Origin of the sequence: Streptomyces sp. NBC_01525, from assembly GCF_045040405.1 — a bacterium.
Taxonomy (GTDB): Bacteria; Actinomycetota; Actinomycetes; order Streptomycetales; family Streptomycetaceae; genus Streptomyces; species Streptomyces benahoarensis.
In genome coordinates this window covers 4,958,314-4,977,865 of sequence record NZ_CP109397.1, presented here as the reverse complement: position 1 = coordinate 4,977,865, position 19,552 = coordinate 4,958,314, and the positions used below count along the sequence as shown (strand labels likewise).

The following is a 19,552-nucleotide window of genomic DNA, read 5'->3' as shown; positions in this document are numbered from 1 at the left end:
ACGCGTTGTCCAGCGCATGGGGAAGACGGAACGGACGGGGTCCGGCATCAGCAGACGGCGGGTGCTGTGGATCGGCGGCGCCGCGGTGGTGGCCGCCGGTTCCGCGGTCGCGGCCCGTGGCGGGCTGCTGCCGGAAGCCGGGAAGCCGCGGACACCCGGCGCCGTCGACCAGCCGGGCGCGGAGTGGACAGCGGCGTCCCCGGCGAACTGGCGGCGGGCCGACCGCCCGGACGACTACCCCATAGACCGTGTGGTGATCCATGTCGTCCAGGGCAGCTTCGCGACGGCCCTGAAGGTCTTCCAGGATCCGTTCCACGCGGCCGCCTCGCACTACGTGGTGCGCAAGGACGGCCATATCGCGCAGGTCGTCCGGGAGCTGGACGTGGCGTTCCACGCGGGCAACCGCGCGTACAACGAGCGGAGCGTCGGCATCGAGCACGAGGGTTTCGTGGACCGCCCGGAGGACTTCACGACGGCGATGTACGCCGCCTCGGCGCGGCTGACGGCCGGGATATGCCGCCGCTACGGGTTCCCCGCCGACCGGAAGCACATAGTGGGCCACTCCGAGGTGCCCGGCGCCGATCACACCGACCCGGGGCCGCACTGGGACTGGGACGGCTATCTGCGGCTGGTCCGCGCGGAGCTGCGGAAGACCCCGCCCAAGGGCGCCGCGTAACGGGGCCGCCCCCAGTCAGCTCAGTCCGGCCTGCCGGGCCCGTTCGACCACCGGGCCGATGGCCTCGGCGAGCACCGCGACGTCCTCGGCGGTCGAGGTGTGGCCCAGGGAGAAGCGGAGCGTGCCGCGGGCCAGCTCGGGCGGGGTGCCGGTGGCGAGCACCACATGGCTGGGCTGGGCGACCCCGGCGGTGCAGGCGGAGCCGGTGGAGCAGGCGATGCCCCGGGCGTCCAGGAGGAGGAGCAGGGAGTCGCCCTCACAGCCGGGGAAGGAGAAGTGCGCGTTGGCGGGGAGCCGCCCGGCCGGGTCCGGGTCGCCGCCCAGGACGGCGTCGGGCGCGGCGGCGCGTACGGCCTTGATCAGGTCGTCGCGGAGGCCGCCGATCTCGCGGGCGAACTCCTCGCGGTGCGCGACGGCGTGGCGGGCGGCGGCGGCGAAGGCCACGATCGCGGGGGTGTCGAGGGTGCCGGAGCGGACCTGACGCTCCTGGCCGCCGCCGTGCAGCACGGGCACGGGCGCCCACTCCCGGCCCAGCAGCAGCGCGCCGATGCCGTACGGGCCGCCGATCTTGTGGCCGGAGACCGTCATGGCGGCGAGTCCGGACGCGGCGAAGTCGACCTCGGTCTGGCCGACCGCCTGCACCGCGTCGGCGTGCAGCGGGATGCCGAACTCCCGGGCGACGGCGGCGAGTTCGGTGACCGGCTGGAGGGTGCCGATCTCGTTGTTGGCCCACATGACGGTGGCCAGCGCGACATCGGCGGGGTTGCGGACGACGGCCTCGCGCAGCACGTCGGGGTGCACCCGCCCGTAGGAGTCGACCGGCAGCCACTCCACGCGGGCGCCCTCGTGGGTGGCGAGCCATTCCACGGCGTCCAGGACGGCGTGGTGCTCGACGGGGCTGGCCAGGACGCGGGTGCGGGCCGGGTCGGCGTCCCGGCGGGACCAGTACAGGCCCTTGACCGCGAGGTTGTCGGCCTCCGTGCCGCCGGCTGTGAAGACGATCTCGCTGGGGCGGGCGCCGAGGGCGGCGGCGAGCGATTCGCGCGCCTCCTCGACGGTGCGCCGGGATCGCCGTCCGGCGGCGTGCAGCGAGGACGCGTTACCGGTGACGGTCAACTGAGCGGTCATCGCCTGGACCGCTTCGGGGAGCATCGGCGTGGTGGCGGCGTGGTCGAGGTAAACCATGGTGCCCCCGATTCTACGGGCGGCCGTCCGGGCCCCCGGGGGCGCATGTCCGGCGCGCGGGGGCGCCGCCGCGCCGCACCGCCCGCGTGCCCGCCGTCGGGCCTCTCGACGCCCTCCGTAAGGAGTCATTAGCCTGACGGTCATGACATCAGCGACGCAAGAGGTGCCGTGCCACCTGGACCGTACGTTCGCCGCCTCGACCGGGCAGGTGCGCTGGGCCGTGCTCGGCCCGGAGGAGAGCGAGGAGCCGCCCGTCGCCCTGCTGCATGGAACGCCGTTCTCGTCGCACGTCTGGCGGTCGGTGGCCCGCGCACTGGCCGGGCGGCGGCGGGTCCATGTCTGGGACATGCCGGGCTACGGCGCCTCGGAGATGCGCGCCGGGCAGGACGTCTCGCTGGCCGCGCAGGCGGTGGTCCTCACCGAGCTGCTGGACCACTGGGGGCTGACCGAACCGGCCGTGGTGGCACACGACTTCGGGGGCTGTGTGGCGCTGCGGGCGCATCTGCTGCACGGCGCGCGCCATGCCCGGCTGGCACTGGTGGACCCGGTGGCGATGGCGCCCTGGGAGTCCCCGGCGTACCGGCTGCTGGGGCGGCACGCGGACGTCTTCACGCAGTTGCCGCCCGCGCTGCACCGGGCGCTGGTGCGTGAGTACGTCGCCTCGGCGAGCGCCACCGGGCTGCGCCCCGGCCCGGACCCTCAGTCCCCCAGCGGCGCCCGGGCCAGCTGGCGGGACTGGGCGACGAGGCGGTCGGCGGAGTCCCAGACCTCGGCGTCCTCCTCCAGGAAGCCACCGGCGAGGTTGCGGGTGGTGACGGCGACGCGCAGCGGGCCCGGAGCCGGGCGGCAGCGGATGTGGCAGGTCAGCTCGACGGTCGGCACCCAACCGGAGAGGCCCAGGTCGAAGGCGGTGGGCGGCATGGCGTCGACGGTCAGCAGCAGGGAGAGCGGGTCCGGGTCGCGGCCGTCGGCGAGGCCGAACCAGCCGCGCATCTCGCCCTTGCCGGAGGGCGCGCCGATGGCCCAGCCCGAGGTGGCCGGGTCGAGCCGGATGTCGAGCCGGTCGGCGATGGCGGTGCTGCCCGGTATCGCCGATCCGCCGTCGGGTGCGCTGCCGGTGCCCAGGCAGTGCTCGTACGGGGGCAGCTCCGGGGGCTTGGCGCTGGTGCGGACGTCGTCGCGGAGCGCGGCGAGGTCGCCGTAGGAGGCGAGTACCCGCATCCGCTCGACCTCGGTGCCGTCTGGCGCGGTCTGGACGAGGGTGGCGGTGCCGGTCGACATGGTGCGGCCGGTGCGGACCACTTCGGTGCGGAGGGTGGCGGGCCCGGGGACGGACGCCGTCAGGTAGTGCGCGGTGACCGAGAACGGGTCGGGGTGCGGCAGGGCGTCGCCGAGCGCGCGGCCCATGAGGGCGAGGAGGTAGCCGCCGTTGACGGCCCGGATGATCGTCCAGCCTGCGGAGAGCTGTGCATCGTAGCGCCCCGGGGCGCGGCGCACCACCGCCGTGTCCCGGTCGAACTCGCTGTTGCCAAGGGTCACCTGTGCCATGGCCGGAACGCTACACCGAAAAGTTACCGACTGGTAGTGTCGGTTTGCGGCGCCCTGCGGGTAGACGCACCGCCGCGGCCTGGGATGATCCCGGCATGCTGCACGTGCTCTACCTGTTCGGTGTCGCCGCGTTCGCCGCGAGCGGCGTGCTCGCCGCGTACCGCGCGAACATGGACCCCTTCGGCGGTCTGGTGCTCGCCTTCGCCGCCTCGATCTCCGGCGGCACGCTGCGCGATCTGATCCTCAATCGGCACCCGCTCTACTGGACGCACGACTGGGTACTGCTGACGTTGATCATCTGCGTCGGCGTGGCCACCATGGTCTATCTCCGCTTCTGGACCCTGCCGCGGAAGTCCCTGCTGGTCGTCGACGCGGTCGGGCTCGCCGTCGTCACCGTGATCGGGGCGCGCGCCGCCATCGACGCGGGCGCCACCCCGCTCGCGGTGATCATCCTGGCGGTGCTGACGGGCGTGGCCGGTGAGGTCATCCGCGATGTGCTGTGCGGGGAGTTCCCGCCACTGCTGCTGCGCGAGGACGTCTACGCCATCGCCGCGCTGGCCGGCGCCGCCCTCCTGCTGGCCCTGCACCATCTCGGCATCGGCGGCACCGCGGCCACCGCCGCCTCCGCCGGACTGGTCTTCGCGCTGCGGATGGGCGCGGTCTACTTCGGGCTGCACCTGCCCCGGCCGCACCGTTCGGCGCGCCACGGGGGCGCGGACGACTGACGAGGCCGGGGCGGCGGCCTTACGGCTTCGGCAGCGGCGGCCGGGAGCCGGTGTTCAGCCAGGCGTCGAAGAGGTCGCCCAGCCGCTGGCCGGAGATCTTTTCGGCCAGCGCGATGAACTGCGAGGTCTCGGCGTTGCCGTAGCGGTGGGCGGCGGTCCAGGCGGGCAGCAGCGTGAAGAACGCGGTGTCACCGATGCGTTCGCGCAGCGCCTGGAGGGTCATCGCGCCCCGGTCGTAGACCGCGTGGGAGAACATCGTGTCCCACTGCGGATCTGCGACCTTGATCTTCCAGAACGGGTCGTCGGCGGGTGTCGCGGCGTACGCCTCGCGGAACGCGTCGTGGGCGCTCTTGGTGCCCTTGTGCTCGTCCCACAGCCACTGCGCGTAGCTCGCGAAGCCCTCGTTGAGCCAGATGTGCTGCCAGTCCTTGACGGAGACGGAGTCGCCGAACCACTGGTGGGCCAGTTCATGGACGATGGTGGACTCGTTGCGGACCGCCGAGTAGGCGGGCTTGGACTGCACCTCCAGGGAGAAGCCCGCCTGCGGCATGTCGTCGACGATGGCGCCGGTCTCCTCGAAGGGGTACGGCCCGAACACCTTCGACCAGTAATCCGTGGCCTCCGCCGTGACGCCGTAGACATCGACCTTCCCGGCGGGCAGCGTCGGGTCGGTGGCGACGTAGATCGGCGTGCCGCCGGGCGTGGTGCCGGTGCGGACGTCGAACTTCCCGATCGTGGCGGTGGCCAGATATGTCGCCATCGGGCGGCTCTCGCGCCAGTGGGCGTACGAGCGGCCGCCGCGCTCGCCGGAGTCGATCAGCCGCCCGTTGGAGACGCCGGTCAGCCCCTTGGGCGCGTCGATGCGGATGTCGTACGTCGCCTTGTCGCCGGGGTGGTCGCTGGAAGGGAACCATGTGGAGGCGGCGTTCGGCTCGCACGCCACGAAGACGCCGTCCTTCGTCTTCATCCAGCCGTAGTCGGAGCCGAAGATGATCGGCCCGCCGAGCGGCTGGGGCACGCCGCTGTAGGTGACGGTCACCTGGAACGTCCGGCCGTCGCGCAGCATCCGCGCGGGCCGGACGGTGAGTTCGTCGCCGGATCTGGTGAAGCGCGCCGGGCGACCGTCGACCCGGACGGCGGCGACATCGAGTTTCTGCAGGTCGAGGTCGAAGGCGCTGAGGTTCTGGGTGGCGCGGGCGGTGAGCGTGGTGCGGCCGTCGAGGCGGCCGGAGGAGGGGTGGTAGCTGACGCCCAGGTCGTAGTGGAGGGCGTCGTAGCCACCGTTGCCGAGGTTCGGGAAGTAGGTGTCGCCCGCGCCGGGCGCGCCGGGGGTGCCGACGGGTGCGGCGGCGACGCTGCCGGGGGCGGTGGCCACGCCGCAGACCGTGGCGGCGACGGTGCAGGCGGCGGCCAGGGAGAGCAGCCGGGGGCGGCGGAGTGCGGATACGGAGAGTGCCATGGTGAGCCCATCTCTTCGGACACACGGATGTGGGATTCGTACGGGGCGCAGCGGGCCGACTCTGCCCGCCGCCGCGGCTCCCGGCGCGGGACTTTGCCAACTCGTCATGCGGGCCCGGGACTTCCCGCCACCCGGGCACGGGCGGCCCGGCCGTACCTGGCGCGCCCCCTGCGGGCGGCCCGTCCGCGGTGGCCGATCGGCGCCGTACGCGAACGCGCCGCGGTGGGCACCGTGGTGCGGGGCGCGGCGGCCCACCGGGGCGTACACGGGCGCGACGTGCGGGTTCTCCGCCGCGGGGCGGGGTCGCGGCCCGGGCGGCGGCTTCGCCTGAACAGGTAGAAACACCGCCGGGGCGCGATGGGTTGCACGGCGCCCCGGAAAGAGATGCGGACCGGCCATAATTCAGCCGGGACAATTGGATCAACAGGGGAAGAAGGATCGTCAATTTTACTGTTTCTTTAGTTGTCTGACTGAACCCGTCGCCTGTTAATCTGACGTCCTTCATCCCAAGACCACACGGAGAGGGGCAAGCGGCATGATCAACTCACCGGGTGCCCACCCCTGTTATACGGATGACGATCCTCCGGAGCCGTACTGACCCACGCGGCGACACCCTCGATTCGTCGCGAAATACGGACTCCGTTCTCCGATGCCCTCCCCGGCATTTCCTTTACCGCCACCATTCCGGACAGGTCTTTTCCGGTCAGGAATGTGCTGACGCGCGGTTTTTCCACCGCTGAACAGGTACCACCCGTGCGCCGCCCGGCCGCACACCTCCCGCAGCATCACGAGTTCCCGCTCGCCCTACGCAACGGAGGAACACCTGTGCCCCCGCTCGCCTCGCCACTCGCTCCCGCCCCGCCTTCACCCGGCGCGGCGCCCCTGCCCCGGCCCCCTTTAGCCAGCGCGCCCGAGGCCGGTCCCCCCGCCGCCGTACCGCAACCCCCGGAGGCGGAGCGGACACCGCCCGGCGACGCCGACGCGTTCGACGCCCGGCTCGACGCGGCACTGGACGCGCTCGGCACCCGCATCGGCCCCCTCTTCGCCCGCCCCGAACCGCGCGCCCAGGCCCTGCGGTACGTCCGCGCGCTGCTCGGCGGCACCGGCGCCGGAAACAGCTGGCGGCTCGCCCACCGCGTCGGCGACGGCTCGCCCTGGCGCATGCAGCGGCTGCTCACCCGGGCCCGCTGGGAGCTGGAAGCCTTCCAGGACGCGGTCCGCGGCCAGGTGCTGGAACACCTCGGGCACCCCGACGGCGTGCTGACACTCGGCCAGATCGACACCGTCAAGAAGGGCGACAAGTCGGTGGCCGTCGCCCGCCAGTACGCCGCCGCCGCCCGCCGCGTCGAGAACTGCCAGACCACGCTGCTCGCCTCCTACACCTCGCCACTGGGCACCGTCGTCCTCGACCGCGAGCTGTATCTGCCGCCCTCCTGGGCCGAGGACGCCCAGCGCTGCCATCAGGCGGGGGTGCCTGCCGACCGCACCGCCCACCGGCCCCGGACGGAGTTGGCGCAGCGCCTCGTGGAGCGGGCCCACGCCGCCCGGGTCCCGTTCGCCTGGGTCAGCGGCGATCTGACGCGCGGCCAGGACGCGGGGCTGCGCGGCTGGCTGGAGCAGCGGGCGACCGGCTATGTCCTGCCCGTCTCCGCCGGGTACCCGGTCCGCACCGTAGGCGGCCCGGCTCTGCCCGCCGGGGTACTGGCCCGCAGCGCCGCGGGGCCCGGTGTGCCGGACGCCCTCGCACCGTCCTGGGAGTGGTCGGCGGTGCCGCTCGGCGCGGCCGGACCCGGCGGCCTCGTCCGTCTGCTGCTGACCCAGCGTCACCCGGGAACCGGACGCACCGGCCACTATCTGGCGCACGCACCGCAGGACACCGCCGTGCCCGTGCTCGCCGCCGTCGCGCGCGGCGGGTGGCACACGCTGCGCGCCGCGCCCGGGGCGTGCGAGAGCGTGCAGTTCACCCGTACCGAGGTCCGGACGTGGACCGCGTGGTACCGCCACACCACGCTCGCCCTGGCGGCACTCGGCGTTTACGCGGCCGCGGGCGCGCCGCACGGAAAAGTACCGCAGTAGCTTCCCCATATCGCAGGGTGCACCGCATTCCATTGCGTGATGCGAGCGGCATCTGCTTTTCTGAGAACGTGACGGTCGGCAGCATTTTCCGCCGCACCGCATCACCACGGCGAGGAAAGGAGATGCCCTCTGCTCCCCCTCGCCGGTAATCCCTGTATGTCGTTCGCACCGAAATCCTTCTCGGGTTGATTCCGACGCCGGTAAGACCCCACACATGGGAGTGTGCGTAGACCATCATGGTAACGACCATCAACACGCCGACCGACGGATTTCCGCCCGGCGTATCCCTCGCGAACGCACCGTCGCCGATAAGGGGGGAATCCCCGGAGCTGCGTCTCGCTCTGGCCTCGCTACAGGCCCAGGCGCAGACGCTGAACGAGCTGATCCGGACCACCGTCGACGCGCTGGCCTCCCCCCAGGCGGCGCCGGTGCCGGGCACCCGCGCCTTCGCCGAGATCGCCCAACGCACCGTGCCCCGCTGGCACTTCGCCATGCTCAACGACACCGCGCGCAACGAGGCGCTGGCCACCGCCGTGCGCCGCGCGATCCCGCCGGGCGCCACCGTCCTGGACATCGGCTCCGGCACGGGGCTGCTGGCCATGGCCGCCGTCCGGGCGGGCGCCGCACACGTCTACACCTGCGAGGGCAATCCGCTGCTCGCCGAGATCGCCCGTCAGATCATCGCCGAGCACGGCATGTCCGACTCGATCACCGTGCTCACGAAGTTCTCCACCGCCATCGAGGTCGGCCGGGACCTGCCGCGCCGCGCCGATGTGCTGATCTCCGAGATCGTCGACTGCGGGCTGATCGGCGAGGGGCTGCTGCCCACCGTGCGCCACGCCCGCGAACATCTGCTGGCCCCCGGCGGCGTGATGATGCCAGTCTCCGCCCGCCTCCACGGCCAACTGGTCGACAGCCCGGCCATGGTCAACCTCAACCGGGTCCACGAGGCGCACGGCTTCGACGTGTCGCTGATGGAGACCGTCGCCACCCGCGGCCACTTCCCGGTACGGATGCACACCTGGCCGCACCGGCTGCTCTCCGACCCGTTCGAGATGGCCGCGTTCGACCTGGCGCACGACCCGCTGCTGCCGGGCAGCCGCCGCCTGACGGTCCCGGTCACCACGGGCGGCCGGGCGCACGGTCTGCTGTCGTGGTTCTCGCTGAAGCTGTACGACGGCCTCGACCTGTGCAACGCGCCGGACAATCCGGAGTCGCACTGGATGCAGGCGCTGCTCCTCTTCGACAAACCGGCATCCGTCACCGCGGGCGAAAGCCTCGACATGGAACTGCGGTGGACGGAGAACCAGCTCACCGTCGTCTGAACCGCACCGCCAATCTTCGGACCAGAAAGGCACCGTGACATGAGCCACGCTCCGAATGCGTACGTTCCTTTCGAGCTGCACGGCCAGGAACTCCGCGATGCGGTCGTCCGGTACGCGAGCAATCCGATCTACCTCGACAACGAGGAGTGGCAGAACAACGACAACCCCTACCGCCGCCAGCTGCGCCCGCAGGTCCTGCCGCATCTGGATTACGATGCCGTGCCCGGCCGCGAGAACATTCTCGACTACAGCAGTCTGGCCGTGCAGCGGGTCCTCACCAGCGTCTACGAGGCGGATCTGGTGTTCCTCCCCAAGTCCGGCCTGAAGGACGGTAAATGGGAGGACTTCCAGCAGTTCTACAGCCCCAGCAACCGCGCCCTCGGCGAGGCGATACGACCGGCGCTGGAGAAGTACGCGTTCGGTTTCCTCGACGACGAGGTCGAGATCTCCGGAAAGTGGACGAAGGAGAGTTTCCACGCCTACATCGAGTCGCTGGGCGCGGACGATCCGGCCGAGGCGTCCCTCACGGAGAAGGCGATCCTCTCCTCCACCGACCGCGAGCGCGCCGCCCGGATGTGGCTGATCCAGTTCGCCCCGGACTTCCTCTCCGAGGCGTCGCCGATGATCCGCAACGTCCTCGGGCACTACGGCGCCACGCAGTCCGAATGGTTCAAAATCATCATCGACGAGTACGGCTACGGCGTCCACGACACCAAGCACAGCCGCCTCTTCGAGCGGACGCTGGAGTCGGCGGGGCTCGCATCCGACATCCACCGGTACTGGCAGTACTACCTCAACAGCAGCCTGCTGATGAACAACTACTTCCACTACCTGGGGAAGAACCACGAACTGTTCTTCCGCTACGTCGGCGCCCTCTACTACACGGAGGCGACGCTCGTCGACTTCTGCCGCCGCGCGGCGTCCGTCCTCACCTCGGTATTCGGCGACAAGGCCGATGTGGAGTACTTCACCGAGCACGTCCACATCGACCAGCACCACGGCCGGATGGCCCTGGAGAAGCTCATCGACCCGCTCATCGAGGAACACGGCGAGCACATCATCCCGGAAATCGTCCGCGGCATCGAGGAGTACCGCGTCATCCAGGCGGTCTCCGACGACGATTTCGCCACCCAGATCGCCTGGATGGACAAGGGGCCGGAATTCAAGAAGCTGCACGCACCGGTGTGGGCGGCGATCGAGAGCGGCAAGGTCACCGCACCCGTCGCCGATATCGTCGAACCGTACGGCGAACTCTCCAACACCCACTGCCACGACGGCGACGAGCTGTGCCACATCGTCTCCGGCACCATGAAATTCGTCAGCGGCTTCGACTCGCACCAGATCCTCGAAGCCGGTGAGGGCACCGTCATCCAGAAGAACCGGCTGCACGGCGCCATCATCGAATCCGAGGAATGCGTCTACCAGATCCACTCCGTGGGGGACTACAAGAAGTGCTTGTCCTGACATTCGCGGCCACCGGCCGCGGGAATTGCGTGGAGGTCGACGGCACACCGTACGTGTACGTGCGGACCGCGTCGGGATCCTTCGTCATGCGTGCCGACTGCCCGCACCGCGGCGGCCCGCTCCATCTGGCCGCCGAGGGGCCCGAGGGCAAGTCCCTGATCTGCCCCTGGCACGAGCGGCGCACCGCCACGGTGCGGATGCGGCAGCGGATTCCCGCCGTCCGCACGGGGCGGACGGTGCGGGCCGTCCTCCCCCATCCGCCGCAGGCCGAGGTATCGCACCAGCACCGCCCGCTGTCACCGGCGCTGGCCTGCTGATCCGGCGGCGCGCCCCGCGCCGCCGACCGGCCGGTGCCGTGCCCGGACTCCCCGTGGTCCCGGGCACGGCACCGGCCTGACCGCGTCCGCCCGCGCACGAGCCAAGGAGCGGCAGTGCCCGGCCTTCTCTTCCTCAGCACCTCCCTGCTGGTCATCGCCACCCCGGGCCCCGATGCCGCGCTGGTGACCCAGCTGGTACTGCACACCGGCGCACGGCGCCAGGCGGCGGTCGCCGCCGTCGGCATGATCACGGCCGGTGCGCTGCACGGCGTGCTGGCGCTGACCGGCGTCGCCCTGTTGCTGCGCACGGACCCCAGGCTGCTGACCGCGCTCCAGTGGTGCGGGGCGGTGGTGATGCTCGTCTGGGGACTGAGAGCGGTCCGGGCCGCGGCACGGGGGCCGGGAGCGGCGGACGTTGGCGCCGGCCCGGAGGCCGGGACCGGACCGGGAGCGGGCGCCGGGGCCGGAGGTGGTCCGGGGTGCCGCTCCGGTGCGGGGCCCGAGGCCGGGCCGGGGCACGAGGCCAGGCTCGGTTCCGGCGCTCCCGGACGCGGGCTCGGCTCCGCTTCCGGGCTCGGCTCCCTCTCCCCCGCCGCACGCCGCTACTTCTGGACAGGGATGCTCTGCACCGGCGGCAATCCGAAGGTGGGGCTGTTCCTGCTCGCGTATCTCCCGCAGTTCGTGCCGCCCGGTGCCCCATGGGCACTGAGCATGGGCGTGCTGACCGGCGTCTACCTTGCCCTCGCGGCGCTCTGGCTGACCTGTGTGATCTCGGCAGTGCATCTGCTGCACGGGCTGGCCCGCTCCCGACGGCGCGCACCGCGGGTACCGGGTCGTGGACTGCGGCTCGTCGACGGCGTGGTGGGCGTGGTCTTCATCAGCTTCGCGATCAGGCTGGCGTGGCACTGATGGGACGGCTGCGGAAGCGGGTCACGACAGGGCCCGGTGGCGGGGCCACACCGCGTCGGAGGTTCGGCTCAGGCACCCGCCTCCAGTTCGAGCAGCAGCCGCTTGGCGGCGAGCCCCCCGGCGTACCCGGTGAGCTTCCCCGAGGCGCCGACCACGCGATGGCAGGGCAGGACGACGCAGAGCGGATTGGCCCCCAGGGCCACGCCGACCGCCCGCGCCCCGCCCGGCCGCCCCAGCCTCTCGGCGAGCTGTGCGTACGTGAGGGTGTGGCCGTACGGGATGAGGCCGGTCAGGGAGAGCACCACCTCACGGCAGAACGGGGTGGCCAGCCGCAGATCCATGGGCAGGGCGAAATCGCGGCGGCGACCGGCGAGGAAGTCCGCCAACTGCTCGCGCACCTGCGCCAGTTGGTCCTGTTGCGGGGCGGACACCCCCGCCTCCTCCTCGGTGCAGCACGGCGTCACCCGGGAAAGCTGCTTACGGACCTCCTCGGGGAAGGCGAAGCCGCAGTAGAGCAGGGCCTCGTCGGAGACCGCGAGCGTCATCCGCCCGACAGCGGTCTCCTGCGTGGCGAGGCCCACGGTCTCCGGCTCGGCCTTCTTCTTCCTGGACATGACGGACTCCTTCGGGAAGCAACAACGGTCGGCGACCGGGACCGCCCCGGCGCCGCACCGGGCGGCCGCGCGGCCGCGCCGACCGGCCCGGCGGAGGTGGCCGCCGCCCGGCGCGCATGCAGGGCGGCCCGTGTGCGCCGCGGCGGTCAGCTCATGCGGCGAGCGGCCGACAGGACCGGCACGGTCGGTATCCGGCCCGGCGGGCATCGCGGGCGGACCGGAAGGGGACTTGGTGCCGCGGGGTGATACGGCGGGCGTGCGCGCACAGCGGATGGCAGTAGATATGGGTGGTGTCGCTGCCGAGGAAGACGGTGTGCGTCCGCACCAGCGCACGGACCCGCTCCGGGCTGATGCCCTCCGCCTCCCGCAGCGCGGCGCCGACCGCCCCGCCGTACGCCGCGTCGTGCGGCACCCCCTCGTCGTCCGTGACGCGGTGGCAGGGGATCAGCAGCTGTATCGGGTTACGAGCCAGCGCCGCGGCCACCTGCGCGGTACGGCCCCGGGGCACACCGTCCTGAAGCTCGGCGTCCGGAGGCTCGGCGTCCGGGACCGCCGCCCCCTGAAGCCCGGCCTCCCGCACCACCCAGGAGGTGGGCCGCAGTTGCCCGTACGGGATCGAGCGGACCGCGTCGAGGACGGCGGACTCGGTGTCCGTCAGCCCCGCCCCCGCCAGATTGATCCGCAGCTGCCGGGCGCGACCGGTCCGCACCGCGGGGCGGACCCCGGGCGCGGTCGCGGTGCCCGGCACCGCGCTGCGGCCGGTGGCCGCCAGATGCCGTTCCTCGAAATCACGCGCCGTGCCGACCACCGCGGCCAGGACGGCTCCCGTCACCACCGGGCCGCTCTGTGCCACATACAGCCCCCCTGCGGGGGCCTCGACACGGACATAGGTGTCGTAGCGGTCCTCGGGGATACCCACATACCGCAGCACCTTCAGTTCGAAGGGGGTCGGGCCGGTGTCCGCCAGCTCCGCCAGCGCCCGCGCAAGCGCCGGTTCACCGGTGCCCTGCCCGTTCACTCCTCCACTCACGTCCTCACCTCCCTCAGGTGTGCCGCTTCCGGCCCCAGTAATTCCCGTAACGCCAGCAGGCCCCGTGACACCTGCGCCTTGACCGTGCCGACCGGGCACCCTTGCACCTCGGCGACTTCCGCATAGCTCATGCCCAGTACGTGCCGCATCACGACCGCGGTACGGGAGCGCTCGGGCAGCTTGCCGAGGGCGGCGCCCAGCATCTCCCGCTCCGCGATCCGCGACGCCCACTCCTCCGGGCCGGGACCGGTGTCCGCCCATCTGTCGGAGTAGTCCTCCACACAGGCGGCCGAGACCGGGCGCCGGACCTTGGACCGGATGTCGTTGCGCCACACATTCGTGGCGATGCTCAGCAGCCAGGCCCGCGGACGCAGTTCCCGGCGGCGCCCCGGCGTGTAGTCCCGCAGCGCCTTGTAGGCCCGCAGGAAGGTCTCCTGTCCCAGATCGTCCGCCTCGGCCGCCGACCCGGTCACGCGGTACAGGTAGGTGCGCACGGCCGAGCCGTGGATCCGCACCAGCTCCGAGAAGCCGCCGTCCAGATCCCGGGCCAGATGCTCGGTCAGTCGCTCAGACATCTCGTCCTTCACCCAATGGACACCGTTGACACTTCGCCAGTTCCGCGGAATGCGGGGATTACGGTTATGCATCGGGCCCCACCGCTCAGTCGAGCAGCACGGCCCGGTCGCCGGTGCGTATACCGCCAGGTCGGATCACTTTCGCGTAGATGCCGAAACACATTCCGCTGGATTGCCGGAATGTTTTGAGGATGCGCCCGTCGTAGGGCAGTCCCTCCCGGTCGTGGTTGACCATGACGCAGCGTTCGGTGCGCTCCACGACCTCGAACCGCGCCTCGCCGACGGCCAGCGTCCGGCCCACCCAGGCGTCCTCCACAGGGCCGGTGGCCTCCGCGGTGTCGAGCAGGATGTTGGGGCGGAAACGGCGTACGTCGATGACGGAGTCGGGCAGCAGCGCCCGGGCATGGGCCAGGGACGCGGTCGTCACCAGGTGGACGATGCCGGGCCCGGCGTCGAGCAGTGGCACGTTCTCCTCGGCGGCGAGGGTGACGTCCTTGCGCAGCGCCTTGGAGAGCGCCTCGTGGACGCCGGGGTCGTCGCCGCGCCACCGCTCACCGCCGGGGAAGGCGATACAGGGCACCTCGCCGTCGTACCGCGAGGAGAAAAGGCGCAGGTCACGGGTGGAGGCGAACCTCGGGGTGCTCTTCCCCGCGCCGTACTTGCCCTTCGGTGTACGGACGGCCCACAGGCGGTCGCCGACCACCCCGCGGGCGTCGATGTCGAGGGCGGTGTGCCGCTCGCCGAGCATCGACTTCACCGGGAAGCGTTGCAGAAGACTGACGGTGCCGGCGGCGGTACCCGCGCCGACGTCGGTGGTGTCCGGCACGCTCAGTGCTCCTTCCAGAACTCGCGCAGCAGGGTGTGGACGGTCTCCGGCTCCTCGACATGGCCGAACGAACCGCTGCGCTCCAGCATTTCGAAGCGGGTGCGCGGCGCCCACTCGACGAACTCCCGCTGCAGCGCCGGGTAGAGCGCCCGGTCGTACCGTCCGGCCAGGACCATCAGGGGCGCCTCGATCTCCGCCAGCCGCGGCCGGAAGTCGGGGATGCGGGGGATTTCGCCGCCGACGGTGAAGTCGACGTCGGCGCCGCAGAAGAGGGGGTAGAGCGCGAGGTTGCGGGCGCCGGGCTCGGTGGCGAGCAGCGAGGCGTGGTCGGGGTTGTGGAAGCGGACCGGTTTCACGGCGGCGGCGAACTCCGCCTGCATCGCCGGGTCGGTGGACGGGACGCCCCGCTCCCGCAGGGCGGTGATCCGCGCCCACACCTCGGGGAACTGCAACTCCAGTTCCCGGTTGATGTTCTCGTGGTTGAGCTGCCACATCTGCGGGCTGTGCAGGCTGTTGGCGAGGGTGAGGGTGCGCACCGTCTCCGGGTGGTCCAGCGCCAGGGCCTGGCCGAGCAGTCCGCCGTAGGAGAAGCCGTAGAGGTGGACCGGGCCCAGGTCGAGGGTGGTGAGGAGGGCGGCGATATCGGCGACGTCGCGGGCGAAGGTCAGCTCCGTGAGGTCGTCCGGGGTGTCGGAGCGGCCGCGTCCGTGCAGGTCGACGTAGAGGACGCGGTGGTCGGAGGCGAGCGCGTCGAAGTGCGGGTGGAAGACGACATGCGATCCCGCCGGGCCGAGCCCGGCGAGCAGCAGGACGGGGTCGCCCTGCCCTTCGCTCTCCACCCAGAGGCGGTGGCCGTTGGCTTCGTGGTACGCGCCGTCCGGGTGCCGGACGGCCGGTGCGTCGTGGGACATGGTTCCGCTTCTTTCTGTTCCGTGTGGTGCGTTGTCGCGTGGTGCGGTGTGGTGCGGTGCCGCATCGTGCGGTGCGGGGCCGTCAGACGGGGTCCAGCCGGAGGCGTTCCTCCATGCGCCGTACCGCCCGGCAGTCGGCCTCGACCTGCTCGGGGTCTTCGTGGGCGAGGACCACGAAGCCCAGCGAGAGGGTCTGCAGCAGGTCCTGGGTGACGCCCAGGCGCTGGCCGTTGCGGAGGTGGACGGCGGAGTGGTGGAGCGACGGCAGGTCCTGGACGGCGTCGAAGACCTCGGCGTTGGTGACCGTTCCGGCGGCGCGGCTGATGAGGAACACCACCCGCGTGTGCCGGTGCAGGTCGAAGCTGTCGGGTATCCGCGCGCCGGGGCCGCCGAGCACGCTGCGGACGGTCCGGTCGATCTGGCTGTCGCCGGTGGCGTGGCGGTTGAACGGGGGGTGGCCGCCGCCGTGCGGGCGGGCGTTCAGCTCGATGAGGCGGGGGCCGTCGGCGGTCCACATGATTTCGACATGGGCGGCGCCGAAGCGCATGCCGACGGCGTCCAGGACGCCGCGGGTGTAGTCGGTCAGCTCGGCGACGACCGGGTCGCCGGGGGCCAGCCACTCCATCGTCGAATAGACCGCCATATGCGGTCCGTTGTCGACCTTGGAGTAGCGGGTGACGTCGGCGACGGTGTGCCGCCCGTGATGGCTGAAGGTGTCGACGACGTACTCGGTGCCGGTGGCGTACTCCATCAGCAGCATGCGGTCGTTGATGACGTCCCACTGGTTGGGGCTGCCGAGCTGTTTCTCGAACGCCTCGCGCCATCCTTCACCACGCGGCAGGCGTTCGACGCCGTCCGTGCTGGCGCTGCGGGGCGGCTTGATCACCAGATCGCGGCCGGTCAGCCCCGCGCGGGCGATCCAGGCGCGGGCCTCCTCGGGATCGGCGGTGCAGATCTGGGCGAGGGTGGGCAGCCCCGCGGCGGCAACGACGGCGGCCATCGCGCCCTTGTCGCGCCGGGCGGCGGCCAGGTCGGGGACGTTGGCGGTGGCGGGCAGGAGCCGCGCGGCGAGCAGATCGGCCAGCTCCACGCCCGGGTCGGCACCGGCCACCACACAGCTCGGGGCCAGCTCCCGCAGCCGGGCGACGACCGGCTCCCTCGCGCCGTCGTACCGGATGATCTCGTCGAAGTCCTCCGGACGCCACGACGGGGCGTAGACCGGCATGACCTCGGGGCGGGAGAGGACGGCGACCGTCCGTACGCCCGCTTCCCGGAAGGCCGGGGCAAAGTACATGCCGGAGGAGTACGGGTCGACGATGACGGCGGGGCCGGGCGCGCCGCCCGCGCCGGGGAGGTCAGTGGTCATGGGGCGTGCCTCCTTCGGCGAGTGCGGCGGCGGCGTGGCAGAAGCGTTCCCAGGCGTCGTCGACCGCGGGGCTCAGCGCGCGGGCGCGGACGGCGGCGTGCACCAGGCCCTCCTCGATGACCAGGTGGACGGCGGTGCCGTGGTTCCGGAGGTTCTTGGCGTACTCCTCGGAGTCGATGCGGAGGGAGTCCATCTCGGCGCCCATGATGTAGGCGGCGGGCAGTCCCTCGAAGGTGCCGGAGACCAGCGGTGAGACATAGGCGTCAGCGGCTCGGGCGGCGTCGGGGCAGTAGCAGGCGGTGTAGTACTCCATCTCGCCGCCGGTGAGCAGCGGGACGTCCTCGCCGCCGTGCCGCCAGCGGGTGAAATCGAGGACCGGGCTGATCAGCGCCTGGCCGCGGAGCGCGGGCCCGCGGCGGTCCCGGCTCATCATGGAGAGCACCACGGCCATGTTGCCGCCGGAGCTGTCGCCGCAGACCACGACGCGCTCCGGGTCCACATCGAGGCGGTCCGCCGCGGCGACCACTCCGCACAGGGCGCCGTAACAGTCCTCCAGCGCGGTCGGGAAGGGATGCTCGGGCGCCATCCGGAAGTCGAGGGCGATGGTGGTCAGCCCGGAGCGGGCGGCGAGTTCGGCGACGGCGGTGTGGTGGGTCTCCAGGGAGCCGACGACGAAGCCGCCGCCGCGGATGTAGAGGAGCACGCCCCGGCCCCGGCGCCGCTCGGGCCGGTAGACCCGGATGCGGTGCTCCTCGCCGCCGTGCCGCACGATGTCGTCGGCGTGGGTGACGCCTTCAGGGTATTCGTAGGGGAATGCGACGGTCAGGCCGTGGTAAAGGCGGCGCTGTTCGGCCACCGGGTGGCGGTAGAAGTCCGGCGGCATGGCGTTGTTGCTGCGTTCGATGAATTCCTCGATACCGGGCGCGTAGGGCATGTGCGGTCTCTCCTCACGTGCGGGCCGCTGGTGCGGCGGACGGCGGCGGCGACGGGCGGGCCGGAAGGGGCCGATTCAGGTGTCGAGGGGCTGGGTGACGGCGGTCGGCTGTGCGGGCAGCGCGGCGTCCGCGTCACCACCGGCGTCCGTGCCGCCGCCGTCCTCCGGGTGGGACGAACCGCGGAACTGGGCGCGGATGCCCTTGCGGACGAGGACCGGCAGGCACAGGACCGTGCCGAGCGCGCCGACCCAGACGGCCGCGCTGAGGCCGAATCCGGCGATGACGCCGGAGGCCAGGGCGCTGCCCAGCGGGATGCTGCCCCACAGCAGGAAGCGCTGGACGGAGTTGACGCGGCTGAGGAGTTCGGGCGGGGAGTCCGTCTGCCGCAAGGTCTGGGAGGTGGGGCCGAAGGCGCCTTCCCCGACGCCATGGATGACGCTGCCGATGACGAGCCCGGCGATCGACCCCAGGCCGCCGGAGACCGGCATCAGCACCAGGCCGAGGACCGAGACGGAGGCGCCGGTGATCAGCGTGCGGGCCATGCCCCAGCGCTCCACCATCCGTCCGCTGAGCAGATTGCCGACCGGGAATCCGGCGGCCGCCGCCCCCACCACCAGGCCGATGCCGACGGCCCCCAGGTGCAGTTCCTCGCGGCTGTAGAGCACCAGGGACGCCTCGACCATGGTGAGGAAGAGGACGTAGACGGTGCCGCAGAGGATCACCGGCTCCAGGCGGGGGTGCTTGAGGAAGAACCGCAGCCCCTCGCCGACGTCCCGGATCAGCCAGCCGCGCTCACGGGCCTGTTCCTGCACCGGCTTCTTCGGTTCGCGGGTGCGGATCCACAACACGGCGAGCACGGAGAGCGCGAAGGTGAGGGAGTTCAGCGCGACCGCCGCCGCCACCCCGACGAACGCGATCACGGGGCCCGCGATGACCGGGCCGAGCGACCGGCTGACCGATTCGGAGAAGAAGAGCCGGGCGTTGCCGCGGTGCAGCTTCTTCGTGCCGGTGAAGAGCACGGGCAGATAGGAGGTGTAGGCGACCTGGAAGAAGACCGTGCCGCATCCGGCGACGCCGACCAGGGCCAGCAGGCCGATGAGCGAGAGGGTGTCGGTCAGCGCGAGCACCGCGATCAGGGCGAAGCAGGCGGCCTGGAGGGCATCGCAGCCGATCATGACCGTGCGCCGCGGCAGCCGTTCGATGATCGCTCCGGCCGGGAGTCCGAGCAGCAGGAACGGGCCGAAGAGGAACATCGGGATCAGGGCCGCCTGGGCCGGGGTCGCGTCTAGCGCCGCCACGGCGAGCAGTGGCAGGCCCAGCACCATGACTTGGTCGCCCAGCAGGCTGGCCGACTGGCCGGCCCACAGCTTGGCGAAGTCACGGTCGGCTCCGGCCGCTTCCTCGGCAGGGGTTTCGGTGGTCATGATCGGACGCACTCCCGTCTCTCCGGACCACGGGAGGGCGTCGGCCGGTCACGGCGCCACCGGCGCCGCGGGACCGCCTGCCGTCCCGTCTCACAGAAGAAACACCGGGCCGACGCCGGGGGTTGCAAGGAATGCACAGAGATTTCGGGGCGTCGGCATCCGCTGCCGACGCCCCGAAGAACGTCCG

At 71.9% G+C, this 19,552-nt stretch carries 18 protein-coding genes and 1 pseudogene; 8 read left to right on the top strand and 11 right to left on the bottom strand.

Annotation, left to right across the window (positions count from 1 at the left end):
* The first annotated feature begins 16 nt into the window (after positions 1-16).
* On the top strand, positions 17-676 hold the full coding sequence (locus OG422_RS22390; RefSeq protein WP_143942088.1) for an N-acetylmuramoyl-L-alanine amidase: 660 nt from the start codon (positions 17-19) through the stop codon (positions 674-676).
* A gap of 15 nt (positions 677-691) precedes the next feature.
* Here OG422_RS22390 and OG422_RS22385 read toward each other — a convergent pair whose 3' ends face one another.
* Positions 692-1,861, bottom strand: coding sequence for a cysteine desulfurase family protein (locus OG422_RS22385; RefSeq protein WP_143942087.1), 1,170 nt, complete (start codon positions 1,859-1,861; stop codon positions 692-694).
* A gap of 142 nt (positions 1,862-2,003) precedes the next feature.
* On the opposite strand from OG422_RS22385, the pseudogene OG422_RS22380 reads away from it, so the two are divergent.
* Positions 2,004-2,603 (top strand): annotated as a pseudogene (locus tag OG422_RS22380) (alpha/beta fold hydrolase); the annotation flags it as partial.
* On the opposite strand, the gene OG422_RS22375 reads toward OG422_RS22380, so the two are convergent.
* Positions 2,561-3,409 carry a thioesterase family protein gene (locus OG422_RS22375; protein ID WP_405744795.1) on the bottom strand — a complete coding sequence of 283 codons (849 nt, stop codon included), beginning with the start codon at positions 3,407-3,409 and terminating at the stop codon, positions 2,561-2,563. The pseudogene OG422_RS22380 and the gene OG422_RS22375 sit on opposite strands and share 43 nt — an antisense overlap.
* Before the next feature lie 95 nt (positions 3,410-3,504).
* Between OG422_RS22375 and OG422_RS22370 the strand changes: the two genes are divergently transcribed.
* Positions 3,505-4,134: a trimeric intracellular cation channel family protein gene (locus OG422_RS22370; RefSeq protein WP_143942084.1), complete on the top strand. Its 630-nt coding sequence runs from the start codon at positions 3,505-3,507 to the stop codon at positions 4,132-4,134.
* 19 nt (positions 4,135-4,153) lie between these two features.
* Here OG422_RS22370 and OG422_RS22365 read toward each other — a convergent pair whose 3' ends face one another.
* Positions 4,154-5,593 carry a M1 family metallopeptidase gene (locus OG422_RS22365; RefSeq protein ID WP_405744791.1) on the bottom strand — a complete coding sequence of 480 codons (1,440 nt, stop codon included), beginning with the start codon at positions 5,591-5,593 and terminating at the stop codon, positions 4,154-4,156.
* An 825-nt stretch (positions 5,594-6,418) separates the two neighbouring features.
* Between OG422_RS22365 and OG422_RS22360 the strand changes: the two genes are divergently transcribed.
* The 5 genes from OG422_RS22360 to OG422_RS22340 all read left to right on the top strand — a co-directional run bounded on the left by OG422_RS22360 (position 6,419) and on the right by OG422_RS22340 (position 11,684).
* Positions 6,419-7,669: an IS701 family transposase gene (locus OG422_RS22360; RefSeq protein WP_405744788.1), complete on the top strand. Its 1,251-nt coding sequence runs from the start codon at positions 6,419-6,421 to the stop codon at positions 7,667-7,669.
* A 236-nt stretch (positions 7,670-7,905) separates the two neighbouring features.
* Positions 7,906-8,994, top strand: a complete 1,089-nt coding sequence (locus OG422_RS22355) for a 50S ribosomal protein L11 methyltransferase (RefSeq protein ID WP_405744785.1) — start codon at positions 7,906-7,908, stop codon at positions 8,992-8,994.
* Positions 8,995-9,033: 39 nt separating this feature from the next.
* A complete protein-coding gene (locus OG422_RS22350) occupies positions 9,034-10,458 on the top strand; it encodes an iron-containing redox enzyme family protein (protein ID WP_405744783.1) in 1,425 nt (474 codons plus the stop codon).
* The gene (locus OG422_RS22345; protein WP_143941581.1) at positions 10,407-10,775 is read left to right on the top strand and encodes a Rieske 2Fe-2S domain-containing protein; all 369 of its coding nucleotides are present in this window, start codon (positions 10,407-10,409) and stop codon (positions 10,773-10,775) included. The genes OG422_RS22350 and OG422_RS22345 overlap by 52 nt, the downstream gene beginning before the upstream one ends.
* A gap of 114 nt (positions 10,776-10,889) precedes the next feature.
* Positions 10,890-11,684 (top strand): LysE family translocator, encoded by a 795-nt coding sequence (locus OG422_RS22340; RefSeq protein ID WP_405744779.1) that lies wholly within the window; start codon positions 10,890-10,892, stop codon positions 11,682-11,684.
* Positions 11,685-11,752: 68 nt separating this feature from the next.
* Here the strand turns inward: OG422_RS22340 and OG422_RS22335 are convergent, their stop codons facing one another.
* From OG422_RS22335 to OG422_RS22300, 8 genes are all read right to left on the bottom strand, one after another.
* On the bottom strand, positions 11,753-12,298 hold the full coding sequence (locus tag OG422_RS22335) for a methylated-DNA--[protein]-cysteine S-methyltransferase (protein WP_405744776.1): 546 nt from the start codon (positions 12,296-12,298) through the stop codon (positions 11,753-11,755).
* Between the two features lie 151 nt (positions 12,299-12,449).
* Positions 12,450-13,328: an MGMT family protein gene (locus OG422_RS22330; protein WP_405744774.1), complete on the bottom strand. Its 879-nt coding sequence runs from the start codon at positions 13,326-13,328 to the stop codon at positions 12,450-12,452.
* Positions 13,325-13,903 carry an RNA polymerase sigma factor gene (locus tag OG422_RS22325; RefSeq protein WP_251076593.1) on the bottom strand — a complete coding sequence of 193 codons (579 nt, stop codon included), beginning with the start codon at positions 13,901-13,903 and terminating at the stop codon, positions 13,325-13,327. Before OG422_RS22325 ends, OG422_RS22330 begins: the two co-directional genes overlap by 4 nt.
* 85 nt (positions 13,904-13,988) lie before the next feature.
* Positions 13,989-14,729, bottom strand: a complete 741-nt coding sequence (locus tag OG422_RS22320) for an MOSC domain-containing protein (protein WP_143941577.1) — start codon at positions 14,727-14,729, stop codon at positions 13,989-13,991.
* A 2-nt stretch (positions 14,730-14,731) separates the two neighbouring features.
* Positions 14,732-15,640: an alpha/beta fold hydrolase gene (locus OG422_RS22315; protein WP_405744770.1), complete on the bottom strand. Its 909-nt coding sequence runs from the start codon at positions 15,638-15,640 to the stop codon at positions 14,732-14,734.
* 82 nt (positions 15,641-15,722) lie between these two features.
* Positions 15,723-17,006 (bottom strand): ATP-grasp domain-containing protein, encoded by a 1,284-nt coding sequence (locus OG422_RS22310; protein ID WP_405744767.1) that lies wholly within the window; start codon positions 17,004-17,006, stop codon positions 15,723-15,725.
* Complete coding sequence (locus OG422_RS22305; protein WP_405744764.1) at positions 16,996-17,940, bottom strand: alpha/beta hydrolase; 945 nt, start codon at positions 17,938-17,940, stop codon at positions 16,996-16,998. Before OG422_RS22305 ends, OG422_RS22310 begins: the two co-directional genes overlap by 11 nt.
* Before the next feature lie 75 nt (positions 17,941-18,015).
* Positions 18,016-19,365: an MFS transporter gene (locus tag OG422_RS22300; RefSeq protein WP_405744761.1), complete on the bottom strand. Its 1,350-nt coding sequence runs from the start codon at positions 19,363-19,365 to the stop codon at positions 18,016-18,018.
* Positions 19,366-19,552 lie beyond the last annotated feature (187 nt).

Bases quoted from the DNA above. Each gene is read 5' to 3' on its own strand.
- OG422_RS22390 (WP_143942088.1), top strand. From the start codon at position 17: ATGGGGAAGACGGAACGGACGGGGTCCGGCATCAGCAGACGGCGGGTG.
- OG422_RS22385 (WP_143942087.1), bottom strand. From the start codon at position 1,861: ATGGTTTACCTCGACCACGCCGCCACCACGCCGATGCTCCCCGAAGCG.
- OG422_RS22375 (WP_405744795.1), bottom strand. From the start codon at position 3,409: ATGGCACAGGTGACCCTTGGCAACAGCGAGTTCGACCGGGACACGGCG.
- OG422_RS22370 (WP_143942084.1), top strand. From the start codon at position 3,505: ATGCTGCACGTGCTCTACCTGTTCGGTGTCGCCGCGTTCGCCGCGAGC.
- OG422_RS22365 (WP_405744791.1), bottom strand. From the start codon at position 5,593: ATGGCACTCTCCGTATCCGCACTCCGCCGCCCCCGGCTGCTCTCCCTG.
- OG422_RS22355 (WP_405744785.1), top strand. From the start codon at position 7,906: ATGGTAACGACCATCAACACGCCGACCGACGGATTTCCGCCCGGCGTA.
- OG422_RS22350 (WP_405744783.1), top strand. From the start codon at position 9,034: ATGAGCCACGCTCCGAATGCGTACGTTCCTTTCGAGCTGCACGGCCAG.
- OG422_RS22345 (WP_143941581.1), top strand. From the start codon at position 10,407: ATGCGTCTACCAGATCCACTCCGTGGGGGACTACAAGAAGTGCTTGTC.
- OG422_RS22335 (WP_405744776.1), bottom strand. From the start codon at position 12,298: ATGTCCAGGAAGAAGAAGGCCGAGCCGGAGACCGTGGGCCTCGCCACG.
- OG422_RS22325 (WP_251076593.1), bottom strand. From the start codon at position 13,903: ATGTCTGAGCGACTGACCGAGCATCTGGCCCGGGATCTGGACGGCGGC.
- OG422_RS22315 (WP_405744770.1), bottom strand. From the start codon at position 15,640: ATGTCCCACGACGCACCGGCCGTCCGGCACCCGGACGGCGCGTACCAC.
- OG422_RS22310 (WP_405744767.1), bottom strand. From the start codon at position 17,006: ATGACCACTGACCTCCCCGGCGCGGGCGGCGCGCCCGGCCCCGCCGTC.
- OG422_RS22305 (WP_405744764.1), bottom strand. From the start codon at position 17,940: ATGCCCTACGCGCCCGGTATCGAGGAATTCATCGAACGCAGCAACAAC.
- OG422_RS22300 (WP_405744761.1), bottom strand. From the start codon at position 19,365: ATGACCACCGAAACCCCTGCCGAGGAAGCGGCCGGAGCCGACCGTGAC.